The 18,855-nt window shown below is 68.1% G+C and carries 19 protein-coding genes; 6 read left to right on the top strand and 13 right to left on the bottom strand.

The annotated features are described in order from the left end of the window. Positions 1-82 precede the first annotated feature (82 nt). Positions 83-1,351 (top strand): FG-GAP repeat domain-containing protein, encoded by a 1,269-nt coding sequence (locus OHA25_RS56670; RefSeq protein ID WP_327585057.1) that lies wholly within the window; start codon positions 83-85, stop codon positions 1,349-1,351. A gap of 139 nt (positions 1,352-1,490) precedes the next feature. Next, the gene (locus OHA25_RS56665) at positions 1,491-1,853 is read left to right on the top strand and encodes a M15 family metallopeptidase (RefSeq protein WP_327585056.1); all 363 of its coding nucleotides are present in this window, start codon (positions 1,491-1,493) and stop codon (positions 1,851-1,853) included. A gap of 32 nt (positions 1,854-1,885) precedes the next feature. On the opposite strand, the gene OHA25_RS56660 is transcribed toward OHA25_RS56665, so the two are convergent. From OHA25_RS56660 to OHA25_RS56600, 13 genes are all read right to left on the bottom strand, one after another. Continuing rightward, positions 1,886-2,755 carry an STM4011 family radical SAM protein gene (locus tag OHA25_RS56660; protein WP_327585055.1) on the bottom strand — a complete coding sequence of 290 codons (870 nt, stop codon included), beginning with the start codon at positions 2,753-2,755 and terminating at the stop codon, positions 1,886-1,888. Continuing rightward, positions 2,749-4,017: an STM4012 family radical SAM protein gene (locus tag OHA25_RS56655; protein ID WP_327585054.1), complete on the bottom strand. Its 1,269-nt coding sequence runs from the start codon at positions 4,015-4,017 to the stop codon at positions 2,749-2,751. Before OHA25_RS56655 ends, OHA25_RS56660 begins: the two co-directional genes overlap by 7 nt. Beyond that, positions 4,004-4,789, bottom strand: a complete 786-nt coding sequence (locus tag OHA25_RS56650) for an STM4013/SEN3800 family hydrolase (RefSeq protein ID WP_327591197.1) — start codon at positions 4,787-4,789, stop codon at positions 4,004-4,006. Before OHA25_RS56650 ends, OHA25_RS56655 begins: the two co-directional genes overlap by 14 nt. Before the next feature lie 68 nt (positions 4,790-4,857). Then, positions 4,858-5,949 carry an STM4014 family protein gene (locus OHA25_RS56645; protein WP_327585053.1) on the bottom strand — a complete coding sequence of 364 codons (1,092 nt, stop codon included), beginning with the start codon at positions 5,947-5,949 and terminating at the stop codon, positions 4,858-4,860. 1 nt (position 5,950) lies between these two features. Beyond that, positions 5,951-6,913 (bottom strand): STM4015 family protein, encoded by a 963-nt coding sequence (locus tag OHA25_RS56640; RefSeq protein ID WP_327585052.1) that lies wholly within the window; start codon positions 6,911-6,913, stop codon positions 5,951-5,953. Between the two features lie 20 nt (positions 6,914-6,933). Beyond that, a complete protein-coding gene (locus OHA25_RS56635; RefSeq protein ID WP_327585051.1) occupies positions 6,934-7,911 on the bottom strand; it encodes an STM4015 family protein in 978 nt (325 codons plus the stop codon). A gap of 62 nt (positions 7,912-7,973) precedes the next feature. After that, on the bottom strand, positions 7,974-9,350 hold the full coding sequence (gene efeB / locus OHA25_RS56630; protein WP_327585050.1) for an iron uptake transporter deferrochelatase/peroxidase subunit: 1,377 nt from the start codon (positions 9,348-9,350) through the stop codon (positions 7,974-7,976). 16 nt (positions 9,351-9,366) lie between these two features. Then, positions 9,367-10,506: an iron uptake system protein EfeO gene (efeO, locus tag OHA25_RS56625; protein ID WP_305918506.1), complete on the bottom strand. Its 1,140-nt coding sequence runs from the start codon at positions 10,504-10,506 to the stop codon at positions 9,367-9,369. Positions 10,507-10,517: 11 nt separating this feature from the next. Next, entirely contained in the window at positions 10,518-11,351 is an 834-nt protein-coding gene (gene efeU, locus OHA25_RS56620; RefSeq protein WP_327585049.1) for an iron uptake transporter permease EfeU, read from the bottom strand. Positions 11,352-11,454: 103 nt separating this feature from the next. After that, on the bottom strand, positions 11,455-12,822 hold the full coding sequence (locus OHA25_RS56615) for a glycoside hydrolase family 5 protein (protein ID WP_327585048.1): 1,368 nt from the start codon (positions 12,820-12,822) through the stop codon (positions 11,455-11,457). A gap of 9 nt (positions 12,823-12,831) precedes the next feature. Next, positions 12,832-13,674, bottom strand: a complete 843-nt coding sequence (locus tag OHA25_RS56610) for a carbohydrate ABC transporter permease (RefSeq protein WP_327585047.1) — start codon at positions 13,672-13,674, stop codon at positions 12,832-12,834. Beyond that, positions 13,671-14,630: a carbohydrate ABC transporter permease gene (locus tag OHA25_RS56605; RefSeq protein WP_305918502.1), complete on the bottom strand. Its 960-nt coding sequence runs from the start codon at positions 14,628-14,630 to the stop codon at positions 13,671-13,673. Before OHA25_RS56605 ends, OHA25_RS56610 begins: the two co-directional genes overlap by 4 nt. Then, positions 14,627-15,913: an extracellular solute-binding protein gene (locus OHA25_RS56600; RefSeq protein WP_327585046.1), complete on the bottom strand. Its 1,287-nt coding sequence runs from the start codon at positions 15,911-15,913 to the stop codon at positions 14,627-14,629. Before OHA25_RS56600 ends, OHA25_RS56605 begins: the two co-directional genes overlap by 4 nt. Before the next feature lie 146 nt (positions 15,914-16,059). On the opposite strand from OHA25_RS56600, the gene OHA25_RS56595 reads away from it, so the two are divergent. The 4 genes from OHA25_RS56595 (at position 16,060) to OHA25_RS56580 (ending at position 18,810) form a co-directional block, all read left to right on the top strand. Then, positions 16,060-17,070 (top strand): LacI family DNA-binding transcriptional regulator, encoded by a 1,011-nt coding sequence (locus OHA25_RS56595; protein ID WP_305918500.1) that lies wholly within the window; start codon positions 16,060-16,062, stop codon positions 17,068-17,070. A gap of 264 nt (positions 17,071-17,334) precedes the next feature. Further along, on the top strand, positions 17,335-17,619 hold the full coding sequence (locus tag OHA25_RS56590) for a Scr1 family TA system antitoxin-like transcriptional regulator (RefSeq protein WP_327585045.1): 285 nt from the start codon (positions 17,335-17,337) through the stop codon (positions 17,617-17,619). Further along, positions 17,604-17,819, top strand: coding sequence for a DUF397 domain-containing protein (locus OHA25_RS56585; protein ID WP_327585044.1), 216 nt, complete (start codon positions 17,604-17,606; stop codon positions 17,817-17,819). The genes OHA25_RS56590 and OHA25_RS56585 overlap by 16 nt, the downstream gene beginning before the upstream one ends. Positions 17,820-18,252: 433 nt before the next feature. Then, complete coding sequence (locus tag OHA25_RS56580) at positions 18,253-18,810, top strand: GrpB family protein (protein ID WP_327585043.1); 558 nt, start codon at positions 18,253-18,255, stop codon at positions 18,808-18,810. Positions 18,811-18,855 lie beyond the last annotated feature (45 nt).

Genomic DNA, 18,855 nt, shown 5'->3' with positions numbered 1-18,855 from the left:
CGCCCTGATGTCTTCGGCTCCCGCGCACGCCGCGGACACTGTGCCATGCGACAGAAATGGAACCACCTCGGCCGATGCCAGTATGGCGACGCAGTTGAACAGACAACTGCCCAACTGGGAGGGCTCGATGACGGCTTACCGGGTGTCCTGCGCCCGCGTCATCATCGCCACCGTCAAGAGTCGAGGCCTGCCGGTTCGGGCCGCACAGATTGCCATCACCACCACCATCGTCGAATCCACCATCCGCAACCTGACCTACGGCGCCGACGACAGCGTCGGGCTCTTCCAGCAGCGTCCCTCGCAAGGCTGGGGAACGGTCGAGCAGATCCTGAACCCGGTCTACGCGACGAACAAGTTCCTCAGCAAGATGCTCCAGTTCGACTGGCGAAATGATCCCATTGGGCAGATCTGCCAGCAGGTACAGGTCTCCGCCTTTCCCGGGAAGTACTTCGACGCGACAGCGGACGGCGTGGCCATAGCGAACGCGGTGTGGTCCATGTCGGAACCTGCGGAGCTACCCGGCAACAGTGTGACGGGTGACTCGTACACTGACGTGCTGGCGGTGGACGCCGCGGGCAAGATGCTGCTCTACAGCAACAACTTCGTGCGTGACGATGGTCAGCCGTTTACGGGCAGCGCGCCGCGTGAGGTCGGGCATGGCTGGAGCAGTTCGACGAGGATCATTCCGGCTGATGTCACTGGTGATGGGTTCACCGATCTGCTGGCGGTGGACGCCGCGGGCAAGATGCTGCTCTACAGCAACAACTTCGTGCGTGACGATGGTCAGCCGTTTACGGGCGGCGCGCCGCGTGAGGTCGGGCATGGCTGGAGCAGTTCGACGAGGATCATTCCGGCTGATGTCACTGGTGATGGGTTCACCGATCTGCTGGCGGTGGATGCCGCGGGCAAGATGCTGCTCTACAGCAACAACTTCGTGCGTGACGATGGTCAGCCGTTTACGGGCGGCGCGCCGCGTGAGGTCGGGCATGGCTGGAGCAGTTCGACGAGGATCATTCCGGCTGATGTGACTGGTGATGGGTTCACCGATCTGCTGGCGGTGGATGCCGCGGGCAAGATGCTGCTCTACAGCAACAACTTCGTGCGTGACGATGGTCAGCCGTTTACGGGCGGCACGCCGCGTGAGGTCGGGCATGGCTGGAGCAGTTCGACGAGGATCATTCCGGCTGATGTGACCGGTGATGGGTTCACCGATCTGCTGGCTGTGGACGCCGCGGGCAAGATGCTGCTCTACAGCAACAACTTCGTGCGTGACGATGGTCAGCCGTATACGGGAAGCGTGCCACGCGAAGTCGGGCACGGCTGGGCCGGCAGCACCCGCATCCTGACCTGACCCCATCCCCGCCGGTGTCGGCCGCCTACCACCCCGGGCGGCCGACACGGGCGGGAGCGGCCAACCTCGGTAAGGCACTCCGAGGAGTTCGGGCCACAAAGCGTGGACGAATTGCTTCCAGCGCAGAGCCCTTCGTCCGGTGAGCAGAAGGGCTCAGGGGCGCGGAGGATCCCGGCGGCTGGACTCAGACGTGCTGTCCGCCCAACCCGCCACCGTCAACCAGCCGCAAGAAGGACCCCGGGACAGCCCGGGGTCCTTTGCGTTGTACGGCACCGCCTCTGGTAAGCCGCATCGCTGTGCCCATAGGGTTTGGCCAAGGTCCGGGCCCTACTCGCCGCCCTGCTCCTCGACGCCGGAGAGCGACGAGAACTGCTACACCGACTCGACCGCGATCTCCGCCGAAGCCAGGAGCAACCGCCGCATCCTGGGTAACGCCCTGGCCTCGGCCGGCTTCGTCAACTACCCCACGGAGTGGTCGCACTGGTCCTTCGGAGAGCGCTAATGGGCGTACATCACTCAGGCCCGCTACGCCCGCTACGGCATCGCGGAGGACCTGACGCTCGCGGCGTCACGGTGACTCGGGTGCGGGATGCGCTCCAGGATGCCGCCGGCGAAGACGTCGTAGAGCCCGAGCGGCTCTAGGTGGACATATCCGATATGGCAGTCGCAAGCTGCAGCCGGGCAGGGCGGCCGGGGCCGCAACGCCGCGCGGTACGAGCCGTCGTACAGGTTGCCCAGCACCTCCGGGATGAAATGGCAGCGCCGGACCGTGCCGTCGCCGCTGACCGAGATCACGTCGTCCCCGGTGCGGCACGGCAGGCCCGCACTGGGGTGCGCGAACCGGCTGTAGTGGAAGAGGGGGTCGATCTCCGACCAGTCGGCCGCCTCGGCGTCGGTGTAGAGACGGCCCTCCTCGGCGTTGACCCAGAGGTAGGTCTCCGGGGGCAGATCGGCCCTGAGCCGCCGCGCGTGCGTCAGGTGCGCGGGGTCGCCGACGATGCCCACGCTGTGGCGTACCGGCAGCGAGCGGATCTTGCCGAGGAACCGGTCGTAGGCGACCTGCGTCGGGTGGTACGTCACCCACAGGGCCGCCCGGTCCGACGCCTCGGACAACCATGCGGTACGGCAGCTGAGATTCGTCTGAATGGCGACTCTCGTGACGTTCGGCAACCAGGAGAGCTCGACGAGCGCCCGCCTGTACCACGACCTGACCAGCCCTTCGCCCCACGGCGTGAACAGCACCGACACCTCGAACGGCTGCGCGGTCACCCACCCCGCGAACCGCTCCAGCGCCGCCCGGTCGGCCCGCAACTGCTCGGGGGCGTCGCGCCGTTTGGCGAACGGGCAGTAAGCACAGTCGTAGTCGCAGCTGGACAGGGGGCCGCGGTAGAGGATGGTCAGCATGGGGCGTACTCGTCCATGAGCCGTCTCACCTGCGGCGAGAAGAGCGCGGGCCCGACCGCGTCCGAGAAGGCCAGCCCCTCCGCCGTCAGCCGCACCGCGCCCGGATCCACCCGCAGCCACTCCGCGAACCCTTCCAGCGGGAAGTCGGCCAGGACGTCGGTGCGGAACCGGTCCAGGTAGAGCTCCCGCGACAGGCCCTCTGCCTGCAACAACGACTGGATGAGGTGCCGTCGTTTGCGCTCGTCGAGCGACAGCTCGAAGCCCACGTTGGCCACGCCGAACTCCGTCCGTCCCACGTAGTCGTCGATGATCGACCGCACGTGCCGCGCCTCCACGGCGTACTCGAACGAGTAGTGCAGCCGGCTCGTGTACGACCTTGCGCCGCACCCGAGCCCCACCATGCCGTCGGTCTGGCAGCAGTATTCCGTGGCCGTCCCGGCGCCGCCGGGCAAGCGGAACATGCGCATCGAGACCTGCTCGTATCCGGCCGCCGCCAGCCGGTCGCGCCCCGCCCGGTAGAGCTCCAGCCGCTGGTCGTCCCAGGCCCGCCCCTGTTTGCTCAGCCCAGTGAGCGGGCGGACGTAGAGGGGGTAGAGGTAGAGCTCCTCGGGCCGCCACGTCAGTGCCGCCTCGATCGAGGCGAGCCACGAGTCCACCGTCTGCCCGTCGATGCCGTAGATCAGGTCGATGTTGAGCACCGGCACACCCGCCGCCCGGATGGTGTCCAGCGCCGTCTCCACCTCGGCCCGCTTCTGCGGGCGTACGGCGGCGCGGGCCTCGGCGTCGATGAAGCTCTGCACACCAATGGACACGCGCATGGTCCCGCGCTCGACCAGTACGCTCAGGCGGTCCGGGGTGGCGGTGGCGGGGGAGGTCTCCACCGACAAGGGGATCCGGGCGAGATCGACGCCCATCGTCCGCTCGGTCAGGTCGAACAGCCGGACCAGCTCGCCCGCGCTGAGGTAGGTCGGCGTTCCGCCGCCGAACGCGGCCGTGGCGAAACCGGTCTCCTCCAGAGCGTCCCGCACCTGCACCGCCTGGCGTTCCAGCGTGTCGAGGTAGGCCGTGACCAGCTCCTCCGGGGCGCCCGTCCGCGTGAACAGGTTGCAGAAGCCGCACCGCATCTCGCAGAACGGGATGTGCACGTAGAGCGCACCCGGCCGTTCGCCCGCCCACACCTCCTTCAGTGGCGGCCGCGGGTCGAGTGGCCGGTAGGCGGTCTTGTGCGGATAGGCGTAGACATAGCCCTCATACGGCCGCATGATCCTCCAGTACGAACTGCGCATACGGAACCGTCCAGACCACGTCGTGGCCGACCCGGTGGCCGGTGTGCCCGCCCTCGCCGTACGCCGTGCCGTGGTCCGAGCAGACGATCACCAGGCAAGGGCGGCGCATCAGCCCGTAGAGCCGCCCGATGTGCCGGTCCACGTAGCGCAGGGCCGCGGCGTGGCTCTCCAGCGAGTCGCCGGTCGCGCCGGGCAGGTAGAAATGGTTGGGCTGGTGCAGGGCTGACACGTTGACGAACAGGAAGACCCGCTCGCGTACGCGGCGCAGCACCTCAGCGGCCCGGTCGATCTGGTGCTCCAGAGATGCCGGATTCGTCACGCCGAACTCCGGCTCCCAATGGCTCTCGGCGAACAGGCTCGGAAGCGCGGACCCGAGCGGCGTCAGCTTGTTGAAGAAGCCCACGCCGCCCACGCACACCGTGTGGTAACCGGCTCGGGCCAGGCCCGTGGGCAGGTCGGGCGCGTCGAACACCCACGTGCCCGCGGCCGTGGTCTCACTCCCGGGGAACGTGGCCGCGAACAACCGCGGATGCGGCCCCGGCGTCACCGGCGTCGGCAGGAAACCGGCGAACATGGCGGCGTGCGCGGCGTAGGTGAAGCTTCCCGGGCTGTGCCTGCGCTCCCACCACACGCCCGGCGGCAGGAGGCCGGTCAGCTGACCGGCGGCCGCGAGCTCGGCGGCGACGTCGTAGCGCAGCGTGTCGAGCGTCACCAACAGGATGTCGTGGCTGCCCACAATGGCGTTCATGTCGAGCGCGCCTGTCCGGGAGGACACCGTGGTCCTGTCGAGCGGGCCCGCCTCTTGCCGCGTGCCGGTCATAAGACCCTCGCCGCCGCGATCGTCGCGTCGGGGGTTATCGCCCCCGGCAGGATCGCCCGGACCTGCTCGGCATAGGTGTCCCGCCCATTTCCTGAAATATCCCCCAAACCAGGCAGCAGGTCCCCGAACGCGTTCACCTCCGCCACCATCACCGAGCGCCAATCCGCCCCCACCATGACATCCACTCCCGTGGCGGGGCTGCCGGGAAAACACGCGGCCACCCGTGAACAGACCTCCAGCACCCGCTCCCACAACGCCGGCCGCGACCGCACCACTTCGAGGTCGCCACGCTGCCCGCCGAGGTGCAGGTTCGTCATGGGAGTGCGGCTCATCCGCACCACCGCGTGGGTCGGAACCCCGGCGACGGTCACCACCCGCAGGTCGAACACCTTCCCGCCGAACGACGCCTTCGGGAACCACCGCTCCACGTGCAGCCCGTCCCCGGCCAGGAGGTCGACGATCTGCCGCACCTCGTCATGGGAGGTATAAGTGCGCACGCGCAGCGAGTTGAACAGCCCGCCCTCTGCCCCCCAGGCCGCCGACGTGACGGCCTGGACGCGGTCACCACGCGCATGAAGCGCGATCACGCCCGACGCCGACGACCCGTGCACGGGCTTGACGAACACCCGCGCCCACCCCCTCCGTGTCATCTCCGCACGCAGCTCGGCGTACGAGGAGATCGCGAAGGCCAGCGGGACCGGCACTCCCGCGGCCGACAACACGGCGTGGCAGCGCCGTTTGTCGAACATCACGGCGATCTCCCGGACGTCGCCGAGCAGGCGCACGCCCCCGATCGCGGCGACCCGTTCCAGCCCGGCGGTGAAGGCGGCGTACCAGGACGCGCCTCCGCCGACCCGCGCAGGATCCCCGGGCCCGCGCAGCAGCGCGTCGGTCTCGGCGTCCTCGCCCGGCGAGTCCAGCCGCAGCAGCGACCCCTCGGGCACGTGGAGCTCCCGCCCGGTCAGCACGTCCCGCCAGGAGACCACGTATGGCTCAGCCAGCCCCGCGGCCAGCACGGCGTCGCGGAACATCGTCACGCGCCGATGCCCGGGGATCCCCACCACGGCGAGGCGCACACCGCTCAGCACGTCACTCGCTCACCGCGACGAACCGCCACGCACGATCGAAGCTCTCGTTACCGGAGAGCACGACGTCGACTCCCGGAAGGGCCTTGGCCAGGCGCTCGATCATGGTGGCCGACAGGTAGTTGTGGTCGAGGTTGAGCCACCGCAGGTGGGTGAGCGGCTGGCCGCTCAGCAGCGACTCGGCCCCGGCGTCGGTGAGCGAGCCCATCGACAGGCTCAGCGACTCCAGCCTGGCCACGATGGGCGCGGCGCCCACGGCGGCGGCGATCTCGTCCTGGAACTCGGCGTTCTGCAGCCGCAGGTGGCGCAGGGCGGGCAGCCGTTCGCCGCTCATGATCGGTGCGAGATCGCCGACGGTCGCATCCCCGCCGTACTGGTCAGAACCGAACCACAGCTCCAACAGCTCCAGCGCGGGCAGGTCGCTTCCGGCCACTGCCCGGACGACGTCGCCGCCGAGCCCGCCGGTCTCCATCCGCAACATCCGCAGCGATCCGTGCCGCACCGGATGGAGCCTGAGATTGCTTCCGCCCCGCACTTCCAGACGTTCCAGCTTCGGGAACGCCTCCAGAAGCGGCGTGATGTCCGCCTGCTGGATCCACGAGATCTCGGACTCCTCCGGAGACATCGCACCCAGGAAGATCGAGCGCAGCGCGGGCAACCGTGCCGCCTCGGCGGCCAGCCGGGCCACGATGTGGTCGGCGGGGGTCTCGTAGCAATCTTCCCACTGGCCGATGACGAGGGCGGTGACCTGTGTGGTGTCGACGTGGTCGAAGAGCCAGTCGAGAGTCTCGCCGATCTCGTCAGGGGCGTCGTCGTCCCATTCGTTGCCAGTGAGCCGCCACGCCACGGAGCCGCCCGCCGGCTGAGGGCCGTCTTCCTCCTGCCAGGGCGCGTGGGCGATGGGCAATCCGGCGTATTCCTCGTAGTAGCGCTCGTAGTGGCTGGGCAGCTCAGTGAAGTGGATCATGGTCGTCGGTCCGTCGTGCGTCACTCGTCCACCGCCACGTAGCGCCATATCTCGTCGTCGTCCTCGTCTTCGTCGGGCTCCTCCTGATCGGACAGGTCGACCTGCACGCCGGGCAGGGCCTCGGTCACCCGCCGCATCATCTCGTCGCCGAGGTAGTGGTGGTGCAGGTCGAGCCGGCGCAGGTGGGTGAGGGGCTGGCCGGTGAGCAGCGCCTCGGCACCCTGGTCGGTGAGCACGCCCATCGACAGGGCGAGCGTCTCCAGCCTGGCCACGACCGGCGCCGACGCTACGGCGGCGGCGATGTCGTCCTGGATCTCGCTGTCCTGCAGCCCCAGGTGGCGCAGCGCGGGCAGGCGCTCGCCCCGGAGGATCGGGTTGAGGTCGGCGACCGTCGTGGTGCCGCCGTATTCCTCGACGCCGAGCCACAACTCCAGGTGATCGAGCGCCGGCAGGTCACTGCCGGCCACGGCCCGCACGACCGAGCCGTCGAGCCCGCCGGTCTCGACCCGCAACATCCGCAGCGCCGCATGCCGGACGGGGCTCAGGCGCAGCCCTGTGCCGCCGCGCACCTCGAAGCGCTCCAGCAGCGGGTATGCCTCCAGGACCGGCGTGACGTCGCTCTGCTGGATCCACGAGATCTCGGAGTAGTCGCTGCTGATCGCGCCGAAGAAGAGTGCGCGCAGCGCCGGCAATCGGGGAGCCTCCCGGACCAGCCGCTCGACGATGGGGGCGGAGGTCTGCGTGTAGCAGTCCGGCCATTCGCCGATGACGATGGTGGTGACACGGGCGGCGTCGGCCCGCTCGAAGAAGGCGTCGAAGGCGTCGCCGACGTTGTCAAAGCTGTCGTCGGGCCACGAGCTCGCGCTGATCCGCCATGCGACCGCGCCGCTGTCGGGCGGCGGCTCACCGGGGGACGAGAGGATCTGAACCACCGGCAGCCCGGCGTAGCGTTCGGCATAGCGGTGCTGATAGCCGAGATATTGGTCGTACTCGATCATGGGTACGTCCTCGGTCGGGGGGTTGACTGTCCTGTCCTACCAGACCCCGCCGACACCTTCGTTCACTCGAAGAGCGTTCTTCCCCAGTAGTCTCCCGCGTCGCGGACGCCGGGCGGGACTGCGAACAATCCGCTCGAAACATGCTTGATGTATTCGTTCAGCGGGTCGATCTTAGCCAGCTTCAGCTGCACGGGCACGAACTGCTTGCGTGGATCGCGCTGGTACGCGATGAAGAACAACCCCGCGTCCAGGCGGCCGAGCCCGTCGGAGCCGTCCACGAAGTTGTAGCCGCGCCGCAGCAGGTGCGCGTTGCCGTGGAAGCTCGGATGGGCCAGACGGACGTGGGCGTCGGCCGCGATGACCGGCTGGCCGTCCGAGCCCTTGGCGGCGAAATCCAGGGTGTCGAACTCGGCCTTCTTGCCCAGCGGCGCGCCCTCACCCTTGTCCCTGCCGATGATCTGCTCCTGCTCCAGGAGCGAGGTGCGGTCCCAGGTCTCGATCATCATGCGGATCTTCCTGGTGACCATGTACGAGCCGCCGGCCATCCAGGCGCTGCCGTCCTGCGCGGCCGCCCACAGCTGGTCGCGTAGCAGGCCGGCGTCCTCGAGCTTCATGTTGTTGGTGCCGTCTTTGAAGCCCATCAGGTTGCGGGGCGTGGTCTGGGCCCGCGAGGTCGACGACGTACGGCCGAAGCCGAGTTGCGACCAGCGGACGGAGACCCGGCCGAAGCCGATTCTGGCCAGGTTGCGGATGGCGTGCACGGCGACCTGGGGGTCGTGGGCGCACGCCTGCACGCAAATGTCGCCGCCGGAGATTTCCGGAATGAGCTGCTCTCCCGGAAATTTCGGCAGGTCGGCCAACGCCGCGGGCCGCTTGGCCGCCAGGCCGAAGCGGTCGTCGAAGAGCGACGGTCCGAAACCGATCGTCAAGGTCAGCCCCGAGGCCGGCAGCCCGAGGGCTTCGCCCGTGTCGTCGGGCGCGGCCTCCGGCGCGCCGCCCACCGCGCCGAACGAGCCCGACTCCTTGCCCTGCGTCAGGCGCGCCGCCGCGGCCGTCCACTCCTGCAGCAGGTCGACCAGCTCGGCCCGCTTCTCGGTGGTGACGTCGAACGCCACGAAGTGGAGCCGGTCCTGGGCCGGCGTGACGATGCCCGCCTGGTGCTGCCCATAGAAGGGGTACGGGTCGGAGGTCGAGGAGGCGTGCGCGACCGGCTGTTCGTCGAACAGCGAGCTCGCCGCCACCGCGCCGGCCCCGACGACCGCCGCACCCGCCGCGCCCAGCCCGAACAGGCCCCTGCGGCTGACCCGCCGCCCGGCGGCCCCGCCGTCCTCAGGGGTCGCCGACGGGGTGCCCGCCCCGTCCGAGGCCGCCGACGGGACGCGCCCGCCGTCCTCGGGGCTCACCGACGGGGAACGTCCCGGTTCTGTGGCTTCTGACATCGAGCCCTACCTCCGGCTACTTCGCGACCACGGGAGCGATCTTGCTGATCGGCTCGCCCAGCGCGTTGATCGCGTCCGACAGCGTCTTCAGCTCGGCCTTGGACAACTCGTTGTGCAACTGCCAGCCGTCACCCTTGCGGTGCACCTCGAGTGCCGCCTCCGCCGCCGCGAACTGCTCATCCAGCGTCTTGACCAGGTCAGGAGCCCGCTCCTCGAGCACCGGCCGCAGCGACTGCACGGCCGCCTTGGAGCCCTGGAGGTTGGCCGCGAAGTCCCACAGGTCGGTGTGCGACCAGATGTCCTCCTCGCCGGTGATCTTCCCGGTGGCCACCTCGTCCAGCAGTTCCTTGGCACCGTTGGCCAGGTTGAGCGGGGTCAGCTCGGCGGCGTTCGCCTTCTCGACGATGGTCTTGACGTCGGCCATCAGCTTGTCGGCCATCGGCCCGGACTTGCTGACGTCCTTGTGGATCCACAGGTCCTTCTCGATCTTGTGGAAGCCAGTCCACTCCTCGCCCTCGGCCAGGTCCGCCTCGCGGCCGTCGATGGCGGGGTCGAGGTCGCCGAAGATCTCCGCGACCGGCTCGATGCGCTCCCAGTACGTCCGCGACACGGGGAACAGCGCCTTGGCTTCGTCGATCTTGCCGGCCTTGACCGCGTCCACGAACTCCTGCGTCTTGACCAGCAGCGTGTCACTCTGCGACTTGACGTAGCGCTTGTAGCTGGCCACGGCCTCGGCCAGCTTGGCGTCCGCGGTGAGCTTCTTGTGCTCGCCCGTCACCTTGAGCGGGTTGCGGATGCCCTTGCCGACCATGCCGGGCTTGCACGCGGTCTCGTACGCCCCGGCAGGCAGCTCGGCGATGAGCTCCCTGGTCAGCCCGGGGACGATGTTCTCGACCTCGGCCATGACCCGATCGCCCGGGGCGTAGACGTAGAACTCGGTCACCTTGGCGCCGCCGTTGGTGATCGCGAACGTCGTGGTGCCCGCCGCGACCTCGGACGCGGCGACCTTGCACTCGGTGTCGGTGGCGGCCACGGCGATCTTCCCGGGCTTGGCGGGAGCCGACGACGAGGCGGGAGCGGGAGCGGCGCCCGAGCCGCAGGCGGTCAGACCGGCCAGGGCGAGCGCGCCGAAGGTGAGCTGAATGACGGTACGCATGATGCTCCTGTTCAGGCCGCGGAGGACGCGGGAGCCGGGGTGGTCTTGCTCCGCTGCGGTCGGAGGAAGAGGAAGAGGGTGGGAACGAGGTACGCGGCCCAGGCCACGACCTCCACAACGCTCGGCTGCGGGGTGATGTTCAACATGCCCGTCAGCAGGGCGCCATACCAGGAGTCGGCGGGGAGCACGCCGCTGATGTCGAAGGCGTAGGTGCTCAGGCCGGGCAGTACGCCGGCCTCCTGCAGGTCGTGCACGCCGTACTTGAGAATGCCCGCGGCCACCAGGATGAGCAGCAGCCCGGTCCAGGTGAAGAACCTGGTGAGGTTGATCTTGATGGCGCTGACGTAGAGGCCCCAGCCGATGAGGACGGCGGTGATCACCCCCAGCGTGATGCCGATCAACGGCGTCGCGGACGTGGCCGCACCCTGGGCGGAGGCGAAGAAGAGCAGCGCGGTCTCCAGCCCTTCCCTGGCGACGGCCAGGAACGCCATGACGACCACGGCGAACGAGCCCACCTTGAGCGCCTCGGAGAGCTTGCCCCGCAGCTCCCCGGAGAGCGCGCGGGCCGCACGCCGCATCCAGAAGATCATCCAGGTGACGAACACGACCGCCAGCAGCGAGGCGATCGCCTCGAACAGCTCCTGACTCGTGTACTCCAGGCGCGCGGCCGTGAACGTCAGCAGCGCCCCGAACCCGACGGACAACGCGACGGCCACGCCGACGCCGGCCCATACCTGTGGGAGCTTGTCCTTGCGGTCGCTCTTGACGAGAAAAGCGACGAGGACCGAGACGACGAGCGTCGCCTCGAGCCCTTCGCGCAGTCCTATGAGGTAACTGGCGAACACCGTCACTCCCGGATCACAGAGGTAAGCCTTACCTTAATTAGGGCAGGCGAAGCTTACTCTGAGAACGCGCCCGAAAGCGATAGGCGTGACGGTGTGGGCCTCGTCACCGTGCCAGGTTGTCAGCCAGGAGTTCGAGCAGCGGCTCCCGGCGTATGCACTGCTCCAGCAGGAACGAATCGGCCAGCGCGATCAGCTCGTCGTCGCCGAGGCCCCGGAAAAGCTCGGCGTACTCGGGCAGCAGCGCCTGCGCGATCAGGATGTGCCTGATCAGGTCGTCGCTCTGGTAGCGAGCACCCCATGGGTACGGATCCCAGCCGGGGAACTCGGTCTCGATCAACTGGTGCAGCGGGGCGAGCACGTCCGCGGACTCCTCCATCGTGGAGCCCCAGCGGTCCGCGCCCAGCCGATGCTTCTTGGCGATGAAGCCGCCGAACCGGTGCACGTACGGCCCCAAGGCGTGCACCAGCCCCTGCAATCCCACGTCCTTGTACGTCCACAACGACCACCCCACGTCCTGGCCGTCGTAGATCTCCAGCTGGTCGCGGAGAATCTGGAGCCGCTGCGTGTCGACCGCCGGGTCCCCGGTGTAGACGGGCCCGAACTCGCCCACCCACAGCGGCGTGCCGGTCTCGCGCTGGAAGCGGGAGCGCTTGGCGAAGGTCTTCTCCAGCTCTGCCTTGTCGCACCACTCGCCGCGCGTGTAGCCGGGATAGGGGCCGCCGTGGGCGAACCCGGCCAGCGCATAGTCGTGCATGACGAACACCGTGTTCTCGTACATCTCGCGAAATATCGAGAAATCGGTGGAGTACGTGTTGCCGTCCAGGAACAGGATGTGACGCGGATCCGCGGCCCGGATGGCCTTCACCAGGCGATCGTAGAAAGGCCCGATCGCCTTGCCGGACACGTCGCCCGGCTCGTTGACCGGGTTGTAGCCGGCCACCCAGTGATTGTCGCGGTAGTGGTCGGCGAGTGCCTCCCACAGGTGCACCGCCCGGTCCTGGAAGTGGCGATGCTGCCAGAACGCGGCCACGTGCGTCGGGTTGTCGGAGTGCCAGTGCTGGTTCTGCGAGCCGGGCAGCGCGTGCAGGTCGATCACGCTGTAGATGCCGTGCTCGCCGAGCAGCCCGATCACGCGGTCCAGGTGGCGGAAGCCGCGCGGGTCGATCTCGAAGGGCCGGTCGTCGGCCTCCCAGTGGTGGTAGTTGACCGGGATGCGCACGCAATTCATGCCCAGGTCGGCCAGCAGCGCCGCGTCCTGCTCGGTGAAGAAGGAGGTCAGCAGCCGGTCGAAGAACAACTCCGCCCGCTCGTCACCGAGGACGGAGCGTACGGCCTGCCGCATCGAGCTCTCGTTGGCCGGGTAGCCGGTGATGAAGTTCTCCATGTTCATCCAGCCCCCGAGGCCCACCCCGCGAAGCCGTACCGGCGTGTTGTCGTCCGTGACGAGATGGGATCCGGATACGTGAAGCATGTAAAGAGGTCATCCCTTCGTGGCGCCGGCGGTGAGCCCGCCGACCAAGTGGCGTTCCGCGAGGGCGTAGAACCCGAGCGCCGGAACCATGGCCAGGACGAGGTAGGCGAGGATGCGGGCGGTGTCGGAGGCGTACTGGCCCTGGAACTGCTGGATGCCGAGCGGGAGCGTCCAGCTGGCCTCCTCGCTGAAGACCACCAGCGGCAGCATGAAGTTGTTCCAGCTGCCCACGATGGCCAGCACGGAGACGGTGGCGATGGCGGGCCGGGCCATCGGCAGCAGGATCCGCCAGAAGAACCCGAAGGGGGTGCAGCCGTCGATGATGGCCGCCTCCTCGATTTCGCCCGGGATGCTCCTGAAGAAGCCGCGCAGGATGATGATGGTCAGCGGCAGGCCGAACGCCGCCTGCGTCAGGATGACGCCGAGCGGGTTGTCCAGCAGGCCGAACGTGCGCAGCAGCACGAAGATCGGCAGGATGGCCACCGCGAAGGGGAACATCAGCCCCGCCGTGAACACGGTGAACAGCAGCTCCCTGCCGCGGAAGGCGTACCTGGCGAAGATGAATCCCGCCAGCGCCGCCAGCGCGACCGTCAGGACGGTCGTCGCGACCGCGATGAACGTGCTGTTCCACATCTGCAGCCAGAATGAGCCGGAGCCGAGCACGTCGGTGTAGTTGGCGGTCACCCACGTCTCCGGCAGCCCGAACGGGTTGCCCGACAACTCGCTGTTGGCCTTGAACCCGCCGAGGAACGCGTAGATCACTGGGATGAGGATGAACGCGCCCACGACCCACGCGATCGCGTGCATGGGCAGCGTGTTGGTCCTGGCGGGGGCCTTCTTCCGATGGATCATCGGCGGCCTCCGATGTTGGTGGTGGCGCCCTCGAGGTCGCGGCGCATCACGAAACGCTGGTAAATGAGGGCGAAGACGAGGCTGAGCACGAACATCACGACGCTGATCGCGCTGGCGTAGCCGACCTGGGAGCGTTTGAAGCCGTACTCCATCATGGTCACGGCCATCGTCTCGGACGAGTGCGAAGGACCGCCCCCGGTGAGGATCCAGACGAGGTCGAACAGCTGAATGGTGTAGATGACGGACAGGAAGATGCTGATCCTGATCGTCGGGCCGAGCAGCGGCAGCGTGATGTGCCTGAACGTCTTCCAGGTGCTCGCGCCGTCGATCTGGGCGGCCTCGATGAGCTCGTTCGGGATGTTCTGCCGGCCCGCCAGATAGATCATCATGTGGAAGCCGAAATATTTCCACGTCATGACCAGGAACAGCGAAGGCATCACGGTGTTGGGGTCGGCCAGCCACTCCGACTCGATCCCGAACACCGACAGCAGCCGGTTCGCCATGCCGGTCCCGGGCGAGAGGATCAGCGAGAACAGCACGCCGGTGATCACTTCGGAGAGCACGTACGGCGCGAAGAACACCACCCGATAGAGCGCCCGCCCGCGAATGCGCTGGTTCAGCAGCATCGCGATGGCCAGCGAGAACGGCAGCTGGACGCACACCGAGAACAGCACCAGCACCAGCAGGTGCCACAGGTCCTGAGCGAAAATTTCGGTGCCGAACAACCGGGTGAAGTTGTCGAAGCCGATGAAGTTGGTCGGCAGCCCGCCGAACCCGTTCCACCGGAACGCGCTGGAGTAGCCGGCCACCAGGATCGGGGCCACCACCAGCAGGAGGAACAGCACGAATGCGGGCAGCAGGAACAGGGTGATCGTCAGCCACCTGCCGCGTTTCTTGACGGCAGGGGCGGGGACCGGAAGCTTGACCGCTTCCGGCCCTCGGGTGAGTATCGTCATTCTTCGCTCTTGGCCACTTCGGTGATGTCGGCGCCCACTTCCTCCGGCGTCTTGGTGCCGGCGATCAGTTCGGCCACGCTGTCATTGACCTGCTGGCCGACAGCCGGCGGGTACGCCTGGTCGAGGTAGAGCTGGTAGCCGCCGGCGCTCGCCAGCATGGTCGCCACCTGCTTGAGGTTCGGGTCCTTGACCGCGCTCTCCTCGCCCTTGAGCACCGGCAGCACGCCGCCGGCCTCCACGGCCTTGGAGTGGTTGCCCATCTCGGTCATGAACTTCACGAAGTCCAGGGCCTCCTTGGGGGCGTCCGCCCCCACGACCAGGCCGCCGCCTCCGCCGAACGCGTCCGTGGCCGAGCCCTTGCCGCCCTCGACGGCAGGGAAGGGGAAGAAACCGAGGTCGTCGCCGAGACCCTTGCCGGAGTCCTTCTGAACGGCCGGCGCCCACTGACCCATCAACTCCATGGCGGCCTTGCCGTTGCTCACCGTGGCCGACTGACCGTCAGGGGTCGAGTAGGCCGCGCCGAGGAAGCCCTTCTGGAACGGCTGCAGGTCGGCCAGTGCCTTCACCTGCTGCCCCGCGGCGATGAAGTCGGGCTTGGTGAAGTCCTTGTCCACCGCGGCCTGCTTGAGCGCGTCGAGTCCGGCGATGCGCATGGCGAGGTAGGCCCAGTAGTAGTGCCCGGGCCACTTCTCCTTGCCGGCCAGGGCGATCGGGGTGACGCCCGCCGCCTTGAGCTTCTTGACGTCCTCGAGGAACGCCGCCCAGGTGGCCGGCGGCTCGGTGATGCCTGCCTTCTCGAAAAGTTTCTTGTTGTACCAGAAACCCACCATGCCGATGTCGGTGGGCAGTCCGTACGTCTTACCGTCGAGCTGGTACGCGCTGAGTGCCGCGGGCGTGAAGTTCGGCAGGACGTCGGCGACGTCGCCGGTGATGTCCTTGACGAGCCCCGCGTCGATCTGCTGCTTCAACACGCCGCCGCCCCACGAGGCGAAGATGTCGGGCGCCTTGCCCGACTGGGTGAGCGTGGTGAGCTTGGCCTTGTAGGCGTCGTTCTCCAGAACGGTGGCCTTGATGGTGACGTTCGGGTTCTTGGCCTCGAATTCCTTGGCCCGCTGCGCCCACTGCGTCTTGAGGGGCTCGGCGGTCGAGAGGTGCCACCACTCGAGCGTGACCTTCGCCGGCGATCCGCCGCCCTGGCTCGGGGAGGTCGCGGTTCCCCCACCGCCACCACCACAACCGGCTACGAGCACGGCGGTCGCGATCAACACCACACTGCGTTTCATAGGGGTCCCTTCCTCAAGTGACCAGCGAAAGTTTCGTGACACCCCCGATAATTTCTTTGACCGGAGCTTAAGTAAACGCCACGTAAAGCGTCAACACCTCGGCCCCGAGCGACGCCAAACCGAAACTTTCGGCTACACTCCCGATCGTGTCAGCGAAGAGGCGGGTCACGATCGCACTGATCGCGGAAGAGGCCGGAGTGTCCATCCCCACGGTCTCCAAGGTCATCAACGGGCGCCCGGAGGTCGCCCCGGCGACCCGCCATCGGGTCGAACGACTACTCCAAGAACACGGTTACCAACGCCGCGTAAGCCAGGACGACACCCCTGCCGGCTTGGTCGACCTGGTCTTCGCCGAGATCGAGTCACCCTGGGCCATGGAGATCGTCCGCGGCGCGGAGAGCGCCGCCCACGAGGCCGGCGCCAGCGTGGTCATCTCGGTCCTGCACACCCACGCCGGTCCGGGACGGGACTGGCTGGAACGGCTGGCCGCCCGCAGGACGGACGGCGTGGTGATCGTCGCCTCCCGCCTGTCCACCGGCATCCAGTCCCAGCTGAGCGCCCGCTCCCTGCCGTTCGCGGTAGTGGACCCGGAAGGCGAGCCGGCCCCGGGCGTGGTCTCGGTGGGGGCGACGAACTGGAACGGCGGCCTGGCCGCCACCCGGCACCTCCTCGAGCTGGGCCACCGCAGAATCGGCATGATCAGCGGCCCCGCCGACATGCTCTGCAGCCAGGCCCGCATCGACGGCTACCGCGCGGCGTTGGAAACGGCCGGCGTGCCCGTCGTCCCCGAGTTGATAAGACGCGGAACGTTCCTGGTGGACTCGGGCCACGACGAGGGCCACGCCCTGCTGTCCCTGCCATCCCCTCCGACCGCCATCTTCGCCGGCAGTGACCTGATGGCCTTCGGCGTCTTCGAGGCGGCCCGGCAGCGGGGTCTGCGCGTGCCCGAGGACCTGAGCGTGGTCGGCTTCGACGACCTGCCCTTGGCCAAGTCGGCCTGGCCGCCTCTGACCACGGTGCGCCAACCGCTGCAGGAGATGGCGGCGCTGGCCACCCGTACGGTGCTGGCGATGGGGCGGGGCGAGGTGCCGGAGACCAAGCGGGTGGAACTGGCCACCGAACTGATCGTCCGGGAGAGCACGGCCAGGTACGAGTAGGTCCCCCGCCCGCACCCACCCGTTGCCCAATTACCAGGTGGGCTGCCGGGACCCCACCCCGAAAGGACTTCGCGGGGAGGCGCTTCGCGCCATGGGAGCTCAGACGTCTTTGATCAGGCGCCTCCGGCGCACCCCCCGCCTTCGGCGCCATCGCCCACCCCTTGCCTGGTTACGCGGTGGGCTGACGGGAGCCCACTCTGAGCGGACCTCGCTATCGCTCGGACTGTCCTTCCTGGCGCGCCTCCGGCGCGCAAGGTCTTCGCCATGGGGCGCTTCGCGCGGGCTCGTAGTCCCGTCACGATCCAGATCCTCCCGTTCAGTGCCCGTGTCACGGCCGGTCTCCTGGGAGGCTTCGTGATCGCGCACACGACCTGCGGGCCGACCGCCGCCTTCGTGGACAGCCCGGTTTCCGGGAAAGTATGGGATGGAGCGGCAGAGGTCGAGGCGCTTGCCCTTCGATATCAAACCTGCCGCGCCGAGGCACTTCCCCAAAGTCATTCCATCCGAAAGATCCGAGAAAGGCTGGAGCAGGAATGGAACTGGAGCTGAACGAGGAACTTGAGAGCGCCAAGTGGCGGAAGTCCTCGTTCTCGGGCGACAACGGCGAATGCCTGGAGGTGGCACCGCTGTCTGGCGGCCGTGTTGCCGTCAGGGACACCGAGCGGCCCGACATGCACCCTTTCGTGGTGACCGCGGCAGCGTGGACAGCGTTTACGAGCGGGGCGAAGGCTGGAGAGTTCGACTTCTAGTCAGGTAACAAGAGGGAGTCCCGGAACCGATGCTGAGACTCCCTCTCCTCCCGCAGCCGGTCGTGTGACGTGCCTGCGTTTCCTGGCCCACGTCATCGGGTCCCCAGGGGACTGGCGGATGATCCCTACCCTCGCTAACGGACAGCCCGCCGCAGCCGCCTACCACCGGGATGGCGACGGCACCTACCACGCCTTCGGGCTTGGCGTGCTCACCGTGACGGACACGGGCCTTGTCCGCATTGTCGTCTTTGGTGGGGGCCCGGACCTGGTGGCCACGTTCGGCCTCCCACCCGTTCACCGGGGCGCGGAAGCTCCTTCGAACCGGCCACGCTGCACCGGCTCATCGACGCCACCGAACGATTCCGCGGCCGAGCTTGACCATGGTTCGGACTTCGACGTACGTTGGCCCGCTGCCCACAGGAAGGCTGTGAAGATGCCCGATGCGCTTGATGACTCCACGCTGTCCGCCGTGCTGGTCCACGGACTGCGTCCCACGAAGGTGACCCTCGCCGACTACGACCCCGGATGGCCGGCCCGCTTCGAACGCCGTGCCGCCGAGCTGCGGGCGATCCTGGGGGATCGTGCGCGGCTGATCGAGCACATCGGCTCCACCTCAGTGCCCGGCCTCGCCGCGAAGCCGATCATCGACATCGTCGTCGGCATCGACGACCCGGATGACGAGCCGGCGTACCTGCCTGATCTTCAGGCGGCGGGCTATGACCTGCGTGTTCGTGAGCCGGAGCACCGTTGCCTGCGCACCGGCGAGCCCGATGAGCAGGTGAACCTGCACTGTTATCCGCCTGGTCATGTCGAGGTGCGGCGGTACTTCGCTTTCCGGGACCGGCTTCGGGCGAGCGAGACGGATCGGGAGCTCTACGCCGCGACGAAGCGGGAGCTGGCGCAGCGGGAGTGGCGTGACATCAACTATTACGCGGAGGCCAAAGGGCCGATGATCGATGAGATCCTCGGCCGGGCAGGGTGGCGGGGATAGCTCCGCCCCGGCCGCGTCCTGGCCGCACGGCCGCCACCGCAGCAC

Source organism: Nonomuraea sp. NBC_00507 (genome assembly GCF_036013525.1).
GTDB lineage: Bacteria > Actinomycetota > Actinomycetes > Streptosporangiales > Streptosporangiaceae > Nonomuraea.
This window is presented reverse-complemented; position numbering and strand designations above follow the sequence as displayed.

Coding starts and splice junctions, on each gene's coding strand:
- OHA25_RS56670 (WP_327585057.1), top strand. CDS start 83: ATGGCGACGCAGTTGAACAGACAACTGCCCAACTGGGAGGGCTCGATG.
- OHA25_RS56660 (WP_327585055.1), bottom strand. CDS start 2,755: ATGCTGACCATCCTCTACCGCGGCCCCCTGTCCAGCTGCGACTACGAC.
- OHA25_RS56655 (WP_327585054.1), bottom strand. CDS start 4,017: ATGCGGCCGTATGAGGGCTATGTCTACGCCTATCCGCACAAGACCGCC.
- OHA25_RS56650 (WP_327591197.1), bottom strand. CDS start 4,789: ATGAACGCCATTGTGGGCAGCCACGACATCCTGTTGGTGACGCTCGAC.
- OHA25_RS56640 (WP_327585052.1), bottom strand. CDS start 6,913: ATGATCCACTTCACTGAGCTGCCCAGCCACTACGAGCGCTACTACGAG.
- OHA25_RS56635 (WP_327585051.1), bottom strand. CDS start 7,911: ATGATCGAGTACGACCAATATCTCGGCTATCAGCACCGCTATGCCGAA.
- efeB (WP_327585050.1), bottom strand. CDS start 9,350: ATGTCAGAAGCCACAGAACCGGGACGTTCCCCGTCGGTGAGCCCCGAG.
- efeO (WP_305918506.1), bottom strand. CDS start 10,506: ATGCGTACCGTCATTCAGCTCACCTTCGGCGCGCTCGCCCTGGCCGGT.
- OHA25_RS56615 (WP_327585048.1), bottom strand. CDS start 12,822: ATGCTTCACGTATCCGGATCCCATCTCGTCACGGACGACAACACGCCG.
- OHA25_RS56610 (WP_327585047.1), bottom strand. CDS start 13,674: ATGATCCATCGGAAGAAGGCCCCCGCCAGGACCAACACGCTGCCCATG.
- OHA25_RS56605 (WP_305918502.1), bottom strand. CDS start 14,630: ATGACGATACTCACCCGAGGGCCGGAAGCGGTCAAGCTTCCGGTCCCC.
- OHA25_RS56600 (WP_327585046.1), bottom strand. CDS start 15,913: ATGAAACGCAGTGTGGTGTTGATCGCGACCGCCGTGCTCGTAGCCGGT.
- OHA25_RS56590 (WP_327585045.1), top strand. CDS start 17,335: ATGGGGCGCTTCGCGCGGGCTCGTAGTCCCGTCACGATCCAGATCCTC.
- OHA25_RS56585 (WP_327585044.1), top strand. CDS start 17,604: ATGGAACTGGAGCTGAACGAGGAACTTGAGAGCGCCAAGTGGCGGAAG.
- OHA25_RS56580 (WP_327585043.1), top strand. CDS start 18,253: ATGCCCGATGCGCTTGATGACTCCACGCTGTCCGCCGTGCTGGTCCAC.